General features: G+C 61.7%; 14 protein-coding genes and 1 pseudogene. 6 read left to right on the top strand and 9 right to left on the bottom strand.

Annotated features, from left to right (window positions below):
- Positions 1-13 precede the first annotated feature (13 nt).
- Positions 14-805, bottom strand: coding sequence for a helix-turn-helix transcriptional regulator (locus I6L37_RS10220; RefSeq protein ID WP_216993967.1), 792 nt, complete (start codon positions 803-805; stop codon positions 14-16).
- Positions 806-901: 96 nt separating this feature from the next.
- On the opposite strand from I6L37_RS10220, the gene I6L37_RS10215 reads away from it, so the two are divergent.
- The gene (locus I6L37_RS10215; RefSeq protein ID WP_216993966.1) at positions 902-1,789 is read left to right on the top strand and encodes a DMT family transporter; all 888 of its coding nucleotides are present in this window, start codon (positions 902-904) and stop codon (positions 1,787-1,789) included.
- Positions 1,790-1,895: 106 nt separating this feature from the next.
- Here I6L37_RS10215 and I6L37_RS10210 read toward each other — a convergent pair whose 3' ends face one another.
- The 3 genes from I6L37_RS10210 to I6L37_RS10200 form a co-directional block, all read right to left on the bottom strand.
- Positions 1,896-2,588 (bottom strand): response regulator, encoded by a 693-nt coding sequence (locus I6L37_RS10210; RefSeq protein ID WP_042073085.1) that lies wholly within the window; start codon positions 2,586-2,588, stop codon positions 1,896-1,898.
- A 3-nt stretch (positions 2,589-2,591) separates the two neighbouring features.
- Entirely contained in the window at positions 2,592-4,160 is a 1,569-nt protein-coding gene (locus tag I6L37_RS10205) for a sensor histidine kinase (RefSeq protein WP_216993965.1), read from the bottom strand.
- A gap of 626 nt (positions 4,161-4,786) precedes the next feature.
- On the bottom strand, positions 4,787-4,945 hold the full coding sequence (locus tag I6L37_RS10200) for a hypothetical protein (RefSeq protein WP_216993964.1): 159 nt from the start codon (positions 4,943-4,945) through the stop codon (positions 4,787-4,789).
- Between the two features lie 255 nt (positions 4,946-5,200).
- On the opposite strand from I6L37_RS10200, the gene slyA reads away from it, so the two are divergent.
- From slyA to I6L37_RS10180, 4 genes are all read left to right on the top strand, one after another.
- Positions 5,201-5,701, top strand: coding sequence for a transcriptional regulator SlyA (slyA, locus tag I6L37_RS10195; protein ID WP_216993963.1), 501 nt, complete (start codon positions 5,201-5,203; stop codon positions 5,699-5,701).
- 1 nt (position 5,702) lies between these two features.
- The gene (locus tag I6L37_RS10190; protein WP_216993962.1) at positions 5,703-6,758 is read left to right on the top strand and encodes an HlyD family secretion protein; all 1,056 of its coding nucleotides are present in this window, start codon (positions 5,703-5,705) and stop codon (positions 6,756-6,758) included.
- Between the two features lie 10 nt (positions 6,759-6,768).
- The gene (locus tag I6L37_RS10185; protein ID WP_216993961.1) at positions 6,769-7,797 is read left to right on the top strand and encodes a DUF2955 domain-containing protein; all 1,029 of its coding nucleotides are present in this window, start codon (positions 6,769-6,771) and stop codon (positions 7,795-7,797) included.
- Between the two features lie 191 nt (positions 7,798-7,988).
- Positions 7,989-8,345, top strand: a complete 357-nt coding sequence (locus tag I6L37_RS10180) for an MliC family protein (protein ID WP_216993960.1) — start codon at positions 7,989-7,991, stop codon at positions 8,343-8,345.
- A 44-nt stretch (positions 8,346-8,389) separates the two neighbouring features.
- Here I6L37_RS10180 and I6L37_RS10175 read toward each other — a convergent pair whose 3' ends face one another.
- From I6L37_RS10175 to nrdD, 4 genes are all read right to left on the bottom strand, one after another.
- The gene (locus I6L37_RS10175) at positions 8,390-8,782 is read right to left on the bottom strand and encodes an energy transducer TonB (RefSeq protein ID WP_026456627.1); all 393 of its coding nucleotides are present in this window, start codon (positions 8,780-8,782) and stop codon (positions 8,390-8,392) included.
- A 167-nt stretch (positions 8,783-8,949) separates the two neighbouring features.
- Positions 8,950-9,120 (bottom strand): YqaE/Pmp3 family membrane protein, encoded by a 171-nt coding sequence (locus tag I6L37_RS10170; protein WP_010673454.1) that lies wholly within the window; start codon positions 9,118-9,120, stop codon positions 8,950-8,952.
- Positions 9,121-9,184: 64 nt separating this feature from the next.
- On the bottom strand, positions 9,185-9,694 hold the full coding sequence (gene nrdG / locus I6L37_RS10165) for an anaerobic ribonucleoside-triphosphate reductase-activating protein (RefSeq protein WP_216993959.1): 510 nt from the start codon (positions 9,692-9,694) through the stop codon (positions 9,185-9,187).
- A gap of 99 nt (positions 9,695-9,793) precedes the next feature.
- Complete coding sequence (nrdD, locus tag I6L37_RS10160; RefSeq protein ID WP_216993958.1) at positions 9,794-11,911, bottom strand: anaerobic ribonucleoside-triphosphate reductase; 2,118 nt, start codon at positions 11,909-11,911, stop codon at positions 9,794-9,796.
- Positions 11,912-12,357: 446 nt separating this feature from the next.
- On the opposite strand from nrdD, the pseudogene I6L37_RS10155 reads away from it, so the two are divergent.
- Positions 12,358-13,331, top strand: a pseudogene (locus tag I6L37_RS10155) (ABC transporter substrate-binding protein).
- A gap of 63 nt (positions 13,332-13,394) precedes the next feature.
- Here I6L37_RS10155 and ligA read toward each other — a convergent pair.
- Positions 13,395-15,401 (bottom strand): NAD-dependent DNA ligase LigA, encoded by a 2,007-nt coding sequence (gene ligA, locus I6L37_RS10150; RefSeq protein ID WP_216993957.1) that lies wholly within the window; start codon positions 15,399-15,401, stop codon positions 13,395-13,397.
- Positions 15,402-15,489 lie beyond the last annotated feature (88 nt).

Below are 15,489 nucleotides of genomic sequence, written 5' to 3'. Positions count from 1 at the left end.
ACTGCCACAGGGATCACCCGGGCTGACCCAGCTGCTGGCGATAGCGCTGGGGGGCACAGCCCTGCTCGCGCTGGAACATGGCGATAAAGGCCGAGGTGGAGGTGTAACCTAACCGCCAGGCGATCTCCTGCACCGGCATCTCACCGCGCAGCCAAGACAGGGCACGCACCATGCGCAGCCGGGTACGCCACTGACCGAGGCTCATGCCAAGCTCCTTCTGGCAGCGCCGCGCCAAAGTGCGCTCCGTGGTGTGCAAGACACTGGCCCACTCGGCCTGGGTACGGTTGTCCTCCGGCGCGGCCTGTAGCGCCGCCAACAAGGGAGCGAGCAGGCGATCGCAACTCTGGGGCAAATAGCTCGGCTGGCAGCGGGTGCGGGCCAGCTTCTCGATGAAGAGCTCGCCCTGGCGCCGGTCCCACTCATCCTCCATGTGGCCGAGCCGGCGCTGGGTGAAGTCCTCCAGCAGGGCACGCAGCAGGGGGGTCAGCGCCAGCAGCACGGGTTCCCTTGGCAGGCGTTCTGCCAGGGTGTGTCCCACATAGATGGAGGTGTAGTCCAGGGTCTGTTCGTTGAAGGCGCTGTGGGGCAAGTTGGCCGGCACCCAGATAAGGTAGTCGGGCGGCGCCACCAGCCGCAGCCCCGCCACCTCCACCACCATGACCCCCAGACTGATGAGGCTGAGCTGGCCCCAGGGGTGGGCGTGCTCGGCGCAGGCGTTGCCTCCCTGGATCTGGCTGTAGCGAAAGTAGAGAGGATTGGGAGTGGCCAGCAGGCGATCCTGCTCGGCCATCGTGAGGTCACCCATGAAGAATGTCCCAAAGCGGTTATGAGATGTCTTATTTACGCTACTTACATAGTTCAAGACAAGGCTAGACTCTCACCATCGTATCAAGGAGTGCCTATGCCCATTCTCTTCCCCCTGCTCGCCATCCTGATCTGGGCCGCCAACACCGTGGTCTCCAAGGCCGCCGCCGGCGTGGTGGATCCCGCCGCCATCTCGTTTTACCGCTGGGTGATCGCCGCCCTGGCCCTGAGCCCCTTCTGCCTGCCCGCACTCTGGCGCCGGCGCAGCGAGATCCGCCCCTGGTTCGGCAAGCTGCTGGTGCTCTCCCTGCTCGGCATGGTGCTCTACCAGTGCCTCGCCTACTACGCCGCCCACTCGACCTCGGCTACCAACATGGGGGTCATCGGCTCCCTGCTGCCCCTGCTGACCCTGCTGCAGGGCGCGCTCTTCTTCGGCCAGCGCCCCGGCAAGCAAGCATTGCTGGGAATGAGCCTCTCCCTGTTCGGGGTGCTCTGGCTGCTCGGCCAGGGCCAGCCGCTGGCGCTGCTGCACACCGGCATCAACCCGGGGGATGGCATGATGCTGCTGGGGGCCGCCAGCTATGCGCTCTATGGCCTCTTGATCCGCCGCTGGCAACTGCCGTTTGGCCCCTGGCTCAACCTCTACCTGCAGATCCTGCTGGCGGTCCTGCTGCTGATCCCGGTCGCCCTCAGCGCCGAGTCGCTCGCGGTGCCCGCCGAAGGCTGGGGCTTGGTGCTGTTTGCCGGCATCGCCTCCTCCCTCTTCGCCGCCTACTGCTGGATGCGCGGCCTGGCCACTCTCGGGCCGGAGCGCACCTCGGTCTTCATGAACCTGATGCCACTGTGCACGGCGCTGATCGCCGTCATCACCCTGGGAGAGCCCATCCACGGCTATCACCTGCTGGGGGGTGGCCTCATCCTGGGGGGCGTCATGCTCGCCCAGCTCAAGCCAAGAGCCCGCCCCGCCCTTGCCCGGGAGGCATAAAAACGACGCTCCCCTCGCAAGGACACGGGACCACAAACAGACAAAAGGGAGCCTCGGCTCCCTTTTGTCTGAATATTCGTTTGTGTATGCGTGGCGAGCTGGCAGATCAGCTCTCCCGGCGCCAGCGATAGCGACGCTCCGGCCGGCCCCGCTGGCCATAGTTGAGCTCCACATCCACTCTGTCTTCCGACTCCAGATACTCCAGATAGCGGCGCGCCGTGGTGCGACTCAGGGAGAGGCGCAGCGCCACGGTATCGGTGGAGAAGACGCTGTCCGGCTCCCCCGCCAGCAATTCAAGCACCTGACGCAGGGTGATGCTGTCGATCCCCTTGGGGGTGATGCGCATCTCTCTGGCCTGGGGTCGCCCCTTGCCCAGCAGCTTGTCGAGATCTTCCTGCTCCAGCCGCCCCCGCTCACACAGCTTGCGATGCAGTTGCAGGATCTCGTCCAGGCTCTGCTGGATGCGAAACAGCCGCAGCGGCTTGATGATGTAGTCATGCACCCCGAGATTGAGCGCTTGCTGTATGGTCTCCACCTCGCGGGAGGCGGTCACCATGATGACATAGGCTTCACGGTTGTGACTGCGCAGGCGGTTCACCCATTCAAGACCCGAGCCATCGGGCAGGGAGATATCCACCAGCAGCAGTTGCGGCACCACCCCGGCCATCATCTCGTCGGCCTGGGCCAGGGTGCCGGCCCGCCCCAGCAGGGAAAACCCCGGGGTCGCCGCCACCAGCTCCGACAGGATGGCGCCGATCCGATCGTCATCTTCAATAACAAGCGTGATTATTGGGTCCATGGCTCACATTAACTGGTTTTTATTCAAATAGATGCCAAACAATGTGGTCCGTTCGGCAGTTCGCCGCCATTCTATCACACCCTGATGTCGTCCCACCGTCTCCTTGACCAGGAACAGGCCCACCCCGTGATCACCGCTCTGGCGAGTCGCCCCGTAATCGAACAGATGATCGGCCAGCTCCTCGTCAACTCCTTCGCCACTGTCTTCCACCTCGATCACCAGCCGGCGCCCCACATCGCACAGTGACAAGAGCACCCTGGGGGGGCACTGCTGGCGGTTGCGCCAGGCGGCCTGCAGACCGTTGTCCAGCAGGTTGCCGATGAGAGTAATGAGATCCGCCGAGACCGAGGCGGAGTACTCCCCGAGCGACGAATCGGGGTCGAGCTCGAGTGTCACCCCAAGCTCCCTGGCACGGCTGAACTTGCCGAGAATGAGACCGGCCACCGGCTTGTTGTCGATGAGCCGCAACAACTCCTGCAGCATGGTCTGGCAGGCTTCATTCTCCTGCTGGATAAGCTCCACCGCCTGATCCACGTGGCCAAGCTGGAGCAGACCGGAGAGGCTGCTCAGCTTGTTGGCAAACTCATGGCTCTGCATTCGCAGCATCTCGGCATACTGGCGCAGGTGGGTCACCTGCACCCCGAGGCTCGCCGCAACTTCGGGACGACTGAAGATGAACAGCCGCCACGGAGCCCGGCCATTGACCACCTGCCAGCGCCCGACAAAGGGCTCCCCCTGGATGGCGAAGCTGAGCTCGCCCCCCTCCTGCGTCAGGCAAGGGGCCAGCGATGGCACCAGTTCGGCCAGCGACAGCCCCAGGAGGGCATGGCGACCCGTACCGGGCAGGCGCAACTGGTAGCAGGCGGTGCTGTTGATCATGCTGATGTTGCCGTTGTCATCGAGCGCTATCACCCCTTCGGTGATGTATTCGAGCAGCAGATCCTGCAGGGTGAAGCGGCGCACGATCGCCTCGGGCTCCAGATCGAGCAGGGTCTTGCGCAGCCGCTGCTGCATCCAGAATGCCAGCACCAGCGCGCAACCGAATACGGCGGCGATGGCGCAGACCAGCAGCGAGATGCGCTGCAGATAGATGCCCTCCACCGCCGTCATCAGGTAACCCACCACGACCGCCCCCATGGGACGGCCATCGGCCCCGATCACCGGAGAGAAGCAGCGGATCGCCAGCCCCAGGGTCCCCTCGTCACGGGAACAATAACTGCGCCGCTCCTGCAGGGCAGGCCAGATATCCTCGCCGCGAAATTGCTGGCCGATCAGCTCGGCTCTCGGATGGCTCAGACGCCGGCCATGTTCGTCGGTCACCACCATGTAGGTGGCATCGGTGCGCCGGCAAATCCCCTCCACATAGTCGCGCAGGGCGGGATCCTCACCGCGTTGCAGGGCGGCGACCACCCGGCTGTCGGCAGACATGATGCGGGCCAGATCGCCCCCCTTCTCCTCCAGATTGCTCTCCAGCAGATGACGGATGAAGAGGGCGAGCAGCGAGCCCAGAATGAGGATCAGCAGCAGGGACAAACCGAGGGAGAGGGTCACCAGTTGGTGGCGAAGTTTCATGCACAAACCTTACAACGTCAGGACGCCACTCAATAGTGCGGATGCCGGGAGGCAGGGTCAATCATGGATGCCGGCGTTTCGACGCGTGCGGCCCGATGATGACAGTATCACCCGTACGGAGCAGGTACATCACCGGGCGGATATTATTGGCGACCCCGGACGGGGTCGCCGTTTATTGTGATACTGCGTGTGTTTCATCCTGCACTCTATTGCGTGTCATCCCTGTCGTCATTTAACCAAGCGACAAAATCATATAAAAACATTAAAAACTTAAACACCACGGCTCCCATCCCGACATGCTTTACCGACACCGGGGCATGGCAACCAGGCGGCCAGTCTTTCACACTATTGCTCCATGCAGCATTCACCTGTGAGAAACCGGATCAACTGCCAGTGCCAATCAGGACGCCAGGCCCAACAATAATAAAGAGGAGTATGGCGACCCCAGATTCTTCTCGTCAGCAACAGACCGTCATCCAGGCCGTATCGCCATACAGGGAGCCAGCGCTCCCGTCGGCAGAGCGCGGGAAAGGTGATGGGAAAATGAGTGCGTGAGAGAGAGCCGGAACAAACCGGCCAATACCTGCATATCGGTTTATTCATTCGAGCAGATATAGATGCTCCAGTTATTCCGCCAGCAACACAGGAATATTGGCAGGGTCAAATTCATGACATATTTCGCTACTATCCCAAGCCACTCCCGCATGAAATTCAGATGCATTTTCTGCATCGCTTAACAGGCATTCCAGTACCAGATATCCCCCATCCACCTCATATTTATCCATCGCAAAATGCCTCCCTGATCCAGACCTGAATAATATTAGCGAATAAAAAACAAGCTGCACGATAGACATGAAAATACGCTGAAAATAATGAGTCACTATTTTCCTCTGTCCGTACCATTGCAAAAAAAGACTCCATTGACCCCACTCAAGACTCACCTGCCACCCTGCGCAAAAAGATGATCCACATCACACTATTTACTTAGCCTGCTAAATAAATATAATGCTTAGCAAGCTAAGTAAACTGAGGTGACCGACGTGAAGGATTTGGAAAGGTTGCGCGAGCTCTCCCTCGCCGAACAGATAGCCCGCATGCACCGGCTCTGGCGCACCGCCGCAGATCTGGAGCTCGCGCCCCTGGGCCTCACCCATCCTCGCTGGACCGCCTTGTGGAAACTCTCCCGCATGGGGGGAGAGGTGAGCCAGAAGACCCTGGCCGATGCCCTCGAGATCGAACTGCCCTCCCTGATGCGCACCCTGGGCCAGCTGGAGGAGCAGGGGCTGATCGAGCGCCACTGCTGCAGCCAGGACAAACGGGCTCGCATCGTCTGCGTCACCACCGAGGGCCAGGCACTGCTCGACCAGATTGCCGGTCGCATCATGCGCGTTCGCCAGGAGCTGCTGGTCGGCATAGATGAACAGAGCCTGCGCCAGTTTGAAGCCATAGTGCAGCGCATCTCGGCCAATGCCCTCGGCAGGATCGAGTGGCACCACGAGCAACTGGCCGGCCACCAGAAACACCCTGAAGCAGGAGAGTAAAATGACCCCGGATCAACAATTTGCCCGCTGGATCAGATGGTCCATGGCCGGCTTCGTCATCCTCTTTGCCTACTTTCTGGTAGCCGATCTGCTGATGCCCCTCACCCCCCAGGCCATGGCGACTCGGGTCGTCACCAAGCTGGCCCCCCAGGTTAGCGGCAAGGTGGTGGAAGTGACCGTCCACAACAACCAGCATGTCAAGAAAGGGGATCTGCTCTTTACCCTGGATCCCGTGCCCTTTGAACTCGCGGTGGAACAGGCCCGGCTCGCCCTGGATCAGGCCGAGCAACAAAACAGCGAGCTGGATGCCGCCCTGGCCGCCGCCGATGCGGATATCAAAGCCAAGGAGGCCCTGGCCAGCCAGAAGGGACGGGAAGCGGCGCGGATCGGTTCCCTCTACCAGCGCCACATGGTGTCACTGCAACAAAAAGACGAAGCGGACAGCGCCCTGCGCAACGCCCGGGCCAACCTGGCGGCCAGCAAGGCCAAACGGGACGAGATCAGGGCCAGCCGCGGTGCCCACGGTGAGGACAACCTGCTGCTGCGTCAGGCGCGCAACAAGCTGGCCCAGGCCGAACTGGCGCTGACCTACAGCCGGGTTCATGCCGATCAGGATGGCATCATCACCAACCTGCAACTCAAACCGGGCAGCATGGCGACGGCAGGTGGTCCGCTGCTGGCGCTGGTGGCGGATCAGGTGGACGTGATCGCCGATTTTCGCGAGAAGAGCCTGCGCCATGTGGGAGATGAGACCCGGGCACTGGTCGCCTTCGACGGCAATCCAGGCGAACTCTACCCGGCCCGGGTCAGCAGCCTGGATGCCGGGGTGAGCGCCGGCCAGTTCGATGCCAATGGCACCCTGGCGGCCCCGGTGGAGTCGGATCGCTGGGTGCGGGATGCCCAACGCCTGCGCCTGCACCTGACCCTGGAGCAGCTGCCCAGCCATCTGCCGGCCGGCGCCCGCGCCACCGTGCAGTTGCTGCCGGACAACGGCCTGACCGCCATGCTGGCTCGCGCCCAGATCCATCTGCTCAGCCTGCTGCACTACATCTATTAAGGTGGCAACCATGACTCTGTGGCACAGGCCCCTGACCGGCAACGAGTTGCGCCAATGCCTGCGCATCGCCTTTGGCAGCACCACGGGGTTCTTGCTGTGCAAGATGTTCGGCTGGAACTATGGCGTCTTCTACACGGTGACGCCCGTCCTGCTGCTGGGCATGGTGCCGGTGATGAATGGTCATGCGGCACGCCAGCTGATCGCCTCCGCCATCGTCTGCGGGGTGGAGGTGGGCCTGCTTGGGGGGCTGTTTGGCAGCCACCCGGCGCTGATGACCCTCCTGGTCTTCTTGCTGTTTCTCTATCGCTTTGCCGCCATGTCCCGGGGTAGCCTGTTCCTGTTCGGTGCCAATGGCGTGCTGAGTCTGAGCATCATGCTGCACTTTGCCAGCTATCCCCAGACCGATCTTAACGACCTGATCCTCAACAACCTGTGGGCCAGTGTGCTGTCGGTGCTGATCGCCTACCTGATGACGGCCCTGCTCCCAGATGTGGAGCCACGCCCGACGCCGGCGGCTGCCCCCAAGGCTCCGCACCGGATGCGCCACGAGGCGCTGCTGGGAGCCAGCATCGCCACCCTCTCCTTCCTGGTGTTCCAGGCCTTCGATCTGCGCGACTCCATGTCGGCCCAGGCCACCACCCTGCTGCTGCTGTTTCCCATGCACTGGAATGGCGCCCTGAGTTATGCCCGCAAGCGGGCCATGGGCACCCTGCTCGGGGTGAGCTTTGGCCTCATCGGCCAGCTGCTGCTCTATGACTGGTCCGGGCAGCTGATCCTGGTCGCGCCCCTGCTCTGGCTCGGCGCCATGCTGTTCAGCCATGCCCATGTGAAAGAGGCGAGCGGTTCCGGCGTCGGCTTCGGCGCCCTCACCACCCTGGGGATCCTGTTTGGCCAGTACCTGACTCCGGGCAACGATCTGGTGTTCAGCGCTCTCTACCGGGTGAGCAGCATACTGTTTGCCATCGTCGCCACCCTGCTCGCCTGCTACCTTATCCATCGCCTGCTCAACCGCTTTGAGGCGACCCGCTTCGGCTACTGACTTTTCATGGTGCTTCAAGGATGATCCGCTTTTCGCCCCGCAGCCTGCCGGGGCGATTTTTTATGGCCAAGCCCTATGGCGTGGCGGCAGATGCGCTATGGACAGCCGTCGACGCATCCCAAAAACGGACAATTGCAGATCCTGCCCAACCTGTTAGGCTCACGGCGTTAGATAGCAAAGGAGTCCACATCATGCGCCGCATTTCCCTTTTCACCACCTCGGCTTTGGCGTTTGCCCTGCTCACCGGCTGTGCCCAGAATGGCACCCTGGTCGCCACCGGTGGCGAGCCAGTCAACTACCTGTGCGAGCAGGGGCAAAAAGTACAGGTACGCTATTTCACCCTCTCCGATCAGAGCCTCGACTTTATCAAACTGGCACTGCCGGATGGCAAGGATTACACCCTGCCCCAAGCCGTCTCCGCGTCGGGGGCCCGCTATAGCGACGAGTTCCAGGCTGTCTGGTGGAACAAGGGGGAAGAAGGTTTTGTCGAGCTTAGGGATCCGCAAGGGGAGTGGCAGATCGCCTATCGGGAGTGCAAACAGCAATAAGAGAGACCCCGGCACGGCCGGGGTCTGATGTCATCGCGCTCGGGTCAATTGACCTCGATGTTGAAACGGTTGGTCACCTGCACCGGAATGGCGTCTGGATTGTCCTCTGCCGGGCTGTAGCGGATCCGCGAGAGAGTCGCCAGGGCGCTCTGCTCCAGCTCGCCGGGCGGCTCGGCCGCCACCACCTCGGGTTTGGTCGGCCTGCCATCCTCATCAATCACATAACGCACGTCCACATAGCCCTTGACCGGTTTGGTGGGCAGCGCTTCTTCATCGCTGGCAAACCATGAGCGCTGGTTCTGCTGTATCCAGTAGTTCGGCAACTGTTCCAGCGTCACAGCGACAGGCTCACGGTCGACCACCGCCACCTCGCGGGACAGGCACCCTTGCAGCAGTGCCAGCATTACCCCTGACCAGATTGCCATCTTCCACTTCATACCACGCTCCTTGTTCTCTCTGCCGGGCCTGCAAGCCATCGGGCTTCTCCATTTGGTCAGTGATGAATCCTAACGAAAAAGCTGTCGGCTGAACATGTACAAAAGGGCCAACCCGTGAGGTTGGCCCTTCTTTTTCAACAATTGAGCGGGATGACGAGGGAAGATCGTCAGGCGCGCTTGTCGCTCACCACCAGCCAGAGCGCGTGAACCATGCCGGGCAAGCCGCCGAGCAGGGTCAGCACTATGTTGATTAAGAAATGCAGGCTGAAGCCGACCTGGATAAAGGCGCACACAGGGGGCAGGAAAATGGCCAGCAGGATCTTGAGCAGATTGTTCATCTCGCAATGCCTCATCAAAGATTGTCACGATACTTGGGTGGCCTAACCATAAACAGCATTGGCCTCAACTGCAAACCAGACAGGGAATGCGCTCACCCCCTTCCCGCCAGGCGTTGAGATCGTGGATCTGCTGATTGCTGCTGCCGCGCCAGAGCAGACCGGGATCCGCCAGCCCCTTCTCGAACCTGCCATCCACCAGCACGTCCAGCAAGCAAACCAGCTCGCGCTGGGCATCGGAGAGCTCGCCAAGCAGATAGCCGGTCCAGCACCAGATGTCCTTGCCGGGGCACTCGGCACGCACCCGCTTCACCAGCGCCAGCACGTGGGGCACGTTGGCCGGATGGAGCGGATCACCGCCGGAGAGCGACAGACCCCGCCGCTTGATGCGGGTGTCGTTGAGATCCGCAATGATGCGATCGCTCATGGCCTGATCGAACGAGTGGCCACCGTCGAGCCGCCAGGTGCTCTGGTTGTAGCAGCCGGGGCACTGGTGTTCACAACCCGAGACAAACAGGGTGGCTCGGGTGCCGGGGCCATTGATCACGTCGACCGGGTAGTACTGGTGGTAGTGCATCGCTTCTCTCCTGCCTCGCTCGGGCAACGACAGAGACCTGTCGCCGCCCAATGAAAATGGCCCCTTGAGTCAGGGGCCAGCTCTTCATCACGATTGCGCTTACATATGCTTGACGCGGCGCTTGACCTCTTCCTGCTTGCCCGCGTTGAAGGGGCGCGCATCCGGGCTGCCGAGGTAGCCGCAGACACGGCGGGTCACCGACACCTTGGCCGGGTCGTGGTTGCCGCAGCGCGGGCAGGTGAAGCCCTTGGAGGTGCACTCGAACTCGCCGGTGAAGCCGCACTCGTAGCACTCGTCGATGGGAGTGTTGGTGCCGTAGTAGGGCACCTTGTCATAGCTGTAGTCCCAGACGTTCTCGAGCGCCTCCAGGTTGTGCTGGATGTTGGGGTACTCGCCGTAGCAGATGAAACCGCCGCTGGCGATGGGCGGATAGGGCGCCTCGAAGTCCAGCTTGTCATAGGGGTTCACCTGCTTCTCCACGTCGAGGTGGAAGCTGTTGGTGTAGTAGCCCTTGTCGGTCACCCCCGGCACCACGCCAAACTCTTTGGCATCGATGCGGCAGAAGCGGGAGCAGAGGTTCTCGCTCGGGGTGGAGTAGAGGCTGAAACCGTAGCCGGTCTCCTCCTTCCACTCGTCGGTGGCGGCCTTGAGGCGCTCGACGATGGCGATGGCCTTCTGTTGCAGCTCGCCATTGTCGAACAGGTGCACCTTGTCGCCAAACAGGGCGTTGATGGTCTCGTGGATCCCGATATAGCCGAGCGAGATGGAGGCGCGACCATTCTTGAAGATCTCGCTGACGTTGTCGTCCGCTTTCAGACGCACGCCGCAGGCTCCCTCCATATAGAGGATGGGAGCAACCCGCGCCTTGACACCATCCAGACGCTTGATGCGGTACATGAGCGCCTTCTTGGCGACCCGCAGGGCGGCATCCAGCTTGTCCCAGAAATCCGCCTCGCCCTTGGATTTGAGGGCGATGCGCGGCAGGTTGAGGCTCACTACCCCCAGGTTGTTGCGCCCCTCGTGAATGAGCTCGCTATTCTCCTCGTAGGCACCGAGGAAGGAGCGGCAGCCCATGGGGGTCTTGAAGGAGCCGGTCACCTTGACCACCTGGTCGTAGTTGAGGATGTCCGGATACATGCGCTTGGAGGCGCACTCCAGGGCCAGCTGCTTGATGTCGTAGTTGGGATCGCCCTGTTTGTGGTTGAGGCCATCCTTGATGGCGAACACCAGTTTCGGAAACACGGCGGTCTTCTTGTTTTTACCGAGGCCGGCGATGCGATTTTGCAGGATGGCGCGCTGGATCATCCGCGACTCCCAGCTCTCTCCCAGGCCAAAGCCGAAGGTGACGAACGGGGTCTGGCCATTGGCGGTATGCAGGGTGTTCACCTCGTATTCGAGGGACTGGAAGGCGTCGTAGCACTCCTTCTCGGTGCGGGCCATGGCGTAGCCCTCGGCGTCCGCAATGCCCCACTCCTCGGCCACCTGGCGATTCTTCTCCCAGCTGATGGTCACATAGGGTGCCAGCACTTCATCGATGCGGTTGATGGTAGTGCCACCATAGATGTGGCTCGCTACCTGGGCGATGATCTGGGCGGTTACCGCGGTGGCGGTGCTGATGGATTTGGGGGTGTCGATCTCGGCATTGCCCATCTTGAAGCCGTGGGTCAGCATCCCTTTCAAATCGATCAACATGCAGTTGAACATGGGGAAGAAGGGGGAGTAGTCGAGATCGTGGAAGTGCAGATCGCCGCTCTCGTGCGCCTGAACCACATCACGGGGCAGCATGTGGCTGGTGGCGTAGTGCTTGGCAACGATGCCCGCCAGCAGGTCGCGCTGGGTCGGGATCACCTTGGAATCCTTGTTGGCGTTCTCGTTGAGCAGGGCCGCGTTGGTCTGCTCCACCAGGCCGCGGATCTCCTGGGCCAGACGGCCGCGGGCCTCGCGGGCCAGATCCCGATCGTGACGATATTCGATATAGGCACGGGCAATGGCCTTGTCGTCGGAAGCCATCAGATGGTTTTCGACCCGGTTCTGGATCTCGTGGATATCAACTTCACCACGCCCCTCCAGTTCCTGGCTGACCGCATTGGCAATGCGCTCCGCCAGGGCAGGATTGGCCTGATTGACCGCTTCCGCCGCTCGACTGACCGCTTCGCCGATCAGTTGGGCATTGAATGGTGCGCGACATCCGTCACGTTTGATCACAACCGGTTTCATGGATTTTCCCCGTTAAAAGGCCAGGCTCTGTGCCGATGGCTCACCCTTGTTGAGCTCCCCTCCCCGCATCTCGTCCTGGACGCAAATAAATTCAGCCGAGGCTTGACAAGCCAGGGCTGAAGATAGAAAGGGAACAGCTTATACACAGCTTAATAACACAACATATAGGGATTAAAATCGAATGCAGACCTATATGTGGGGTCTATTAGGCCCGAAAGCCGATCATCATTTATTGATCCAGAACAGGTTTTGCCATTGGCGGGACAGATCACAACCAGCCAAAAAGAGCGCCAAACAGACCTCTTCTCAATGGGGATGCGGGCTGGCGTCCGATCCGGCCTCATCAGAAAATTTGATGCCTGCGCCAGCATGCGACACATGACAACCCGCCCCCTGCCCCCGCATACTGGCAAGACACACACCACATACAAAAAACGGGAAACTGCATGCTCAAATCCCTGATGCTGGTTCTGCTTTGCACCCTGCCGCTTCCCCTGTGGGCGGCCCATATTCTGGTGATCAGCAGTTATCACGCCGGCTATTCATGGGATCAGAGCTACAACGAGGGGCTACGTGAAGGCCTCAAGGGTGATCACACCTTCAGCCACTTCTACATGGATACCAAACGCCACCCCGCCAGCAATTACGACGAGGTAGCCGACAGGGCCCTCGCCTACTACCACAAGGTCAAACCGGATCTGGTGGTATTGGGAGACGACATCGCCATCCAGTATCTGGCCAACGATATCGCGTCCTTCGGTACCCCTGTGGTCTTTCTCGGGATGAACGAGAACCCCCGCAACAACGGACTGGTCGGTCACGTCAAGATCACCGGGGTACTGGAGCGCCCCCTGCTCAAGCGCAGCATCAGCGAGATGAGCCAGCTGATGGGCGGCCTTGGCAAAGCCCTGGTGCTGTTTGATGCCAGTCATGTGGCACGCACCGCCATCGAGTACGAATTCAAGCAGCAGACCAGCCTGCGCATCGGCCGTACCCTGATCGACAGTCAGCAGATAGGGGACTACGCCAGTTGGCAGAAGGCAATTCTCGATGCCAGGAAAAATGGTTACCAGGCCATCTTCATCGGCCTCTACCACACCCTGGCGGACCCCAACGGCCAGCATGTCAACGAGCAGACTGCGCTGGCCTGGGCCAGTGCTCACAGCCCGGTTCCCCTGTTCAGTTTCTGGGAATTTTCGGTGGGCAAGGGCAAGAGCATCGGCGGTCTGGTGCTGGATGGCCACGAGCAGGGGATCAAGGCCGCCGAACTGATCAACACCATACTGGCCGGTACCTTCCCCGACGCTTATCCCCCAGGGCCGCGCTGCGCGGGGAGTATGTCTTCAGCAAGTACGAACTGGCCCGCTGGGGCCTGACCCTGCCAGAAAGATGGCAAAACAAGGTCCAATGGCGTGACTAATCCCCCAAAATGAAAACCCGGCCTGATGGCCGGGTTTTCATGATGGAACGACGTACCCAATGGTCAGCCCTGCAGCGCCGCCTGCAACTCCTCTTCGGTCCAGATGGTGATGCCGAGCTCCTGAGCCTTGGCCAGTTTGGAGCCCGCCGCTTCACCGGCGACCAGCACGTCCGTCTTGGCCGATACCGATCCCGCCACCTTGGCGCCAAGCGCCTGCAGCGCCGCCTTGGCATCATTGCGCGACAGGGTAGTGAGGGTGCCGGTCAGCACAAAGGTCTTGCCGGCAAAGGGTTGCTCTGCGGCCTCCTTCTTCTCGATGGCGGGCCAGTGAATGCCGGCCGCCAGCAGGGCCTCCAGCACTTCCACGTTGTGGGGCTGGCGCAGGAAGTAGTAGACATGCTTGGCCACCACGTCCCCCACGTCCGCCACCTCGAGCAGCTGCTCGACCGAGGCGGCGCGCAATGCATCCAGAGTCAGGAAGTGGTTGGCCAGGTTCAGCGCCGTCGCCTCCCCCACCTCGCGGATGCCGAGGGCAAACAGGAAGCGCGGTAGCGTGGTACTGCGGGCCTTGTCGATGGCAGCCACCAGATTGAGGGCAGACTTTTGCCCCATCCGCTCGAGCCCGGCCAGCTGGATGGCGTTGAGGGCAAACAGATCGGCCGGAGTCTTCACCAGCCCCTTGTCCACCAGCTGCTCGACAATCTTGTCGCCAAGGCCGTCCACGTCCATGGCACGGCGGGCGGCAAAGTGCTTGATCGCCTCCTTGCGCTGGGCTTCGCAAAACAGTCCGCCAGAGCAGCGGGCCACCGCCTCCCCTTCCAGCCGCTCCACCGCAGAGCCACACACCGGGCACTCGGTCGGGAACAGGATCGCGCGGGCATCCGCCGGGCGCTGCGCCTCCACCACGGCGACAATCTGCGGGATCACATCCCCCGCCCGGCGCACGATCACGGTATCGCCGACCATGACGCCGAGCCGCTCGATCTCGTCGGCATTGTGCAAAGTAGCGTTGGAGACTGTCACACCGCCGACAAACACCGGTTTGAGCTTGGCCACCGGGGTCACGGCGCCGGTGCGACCAACCTGGAACTCGACGTTCTCGAGGAGCGTCATCTCCTCCTGGGCCGGGAACTTGTGGGCGGTGGCCCAGCGCGGGGCTCGGGCCACAAAGCCCAGCTCCTGTTGCAGGGCAATGTTGTCGACCTTGTAGACCACGCCATCAATCTCGTAAGGGAGCTCGCCACGGCGGGCCAGGATGTCGTCGTGGAAGGCCTGACAACCGGCCGCCCCTTCCTTGAGTTTCACCTCGGGACTGAGCGGCAGTCCCCAGGTTTTCAGCTGATTGAGGCGGCCGAAGTGGGAATCCCCCAGCTCGTCGCCACCGACCCCGACACCGTAGGCATAAAAGGCCAGCGGACGGGCGGCGGTGATACGCGAATCGAGCTGGCGCAGGCTGCCGGCGGCGGCGTTGCGCGGGTTGACGAACACCTTCTCGCCCGCCGCCAGCGCCTTGGCATTCATCGCCTCGAAACCGGCCTTGGGCATAAAGACTTCGCCACGTACCTCCAGCCTTGCCGGCCAGCCCGTGCCGCGCAGGGTGAGCGGAATGGCCTTGATGGTGCGCACGTTTTCGGTGATCTCCTCACCGGTGGTGCCATCCCCCCGGGTGGCGGCCTGCACCAGCTGGCCATCCACGTAGAGCAGGCTCACCGCCAGACCGTCCAGCTTGGGCTCGCAGCAGAAGGTGAAGCGAACCTCGCGCTTGAGGCGATCGCTCATGCGCTGCTCGAACGCCTGCAGCTCCTCATCGCTGAACACGTTGTCCAGGCTCAGCATGGGGATCTCGTGGCGCACCTGCTTGAACGCGGACAGCGGCTGGCCTCCCACCCGCACGCTCGGGGATGCCGGGGTTTTCAGTTCGGGATGGGCCGCTTCCAGCTCAAGCAGCTCGCGCATCAGGCGATCGTATTCGGCATCTGGCACTGTGGGGTTGTCCAGCACATAGTACTGATGCCCATATTCGGTCAGCAGCTCACACAGTTGACGGTGGCGGGAGAGGATATCGCTCATGAAAAAGTCTCGAAGTGTGATGGGTAAAACCTGCCAGGGGACAAATAAAAATGCGGCACCCAGGTACCGCACTTTTTATTGCTCAGAG

Source organism: Aeromonas sp. FDAARGOS 1407, from assembly GCF_019048725.1.
Lineage (GTDB): Bacteria > Pseudomonadota > Gammaproteobacteria > Enterobacterales > Aeromonadaceae > Aeromonas > Aeromonas enteropelogenes.
The sequence above is the reverse complement of the archived record's forward strand: the minus strand, read 5'-3'. Positions and strand labels throughout refer to the sequence as shown.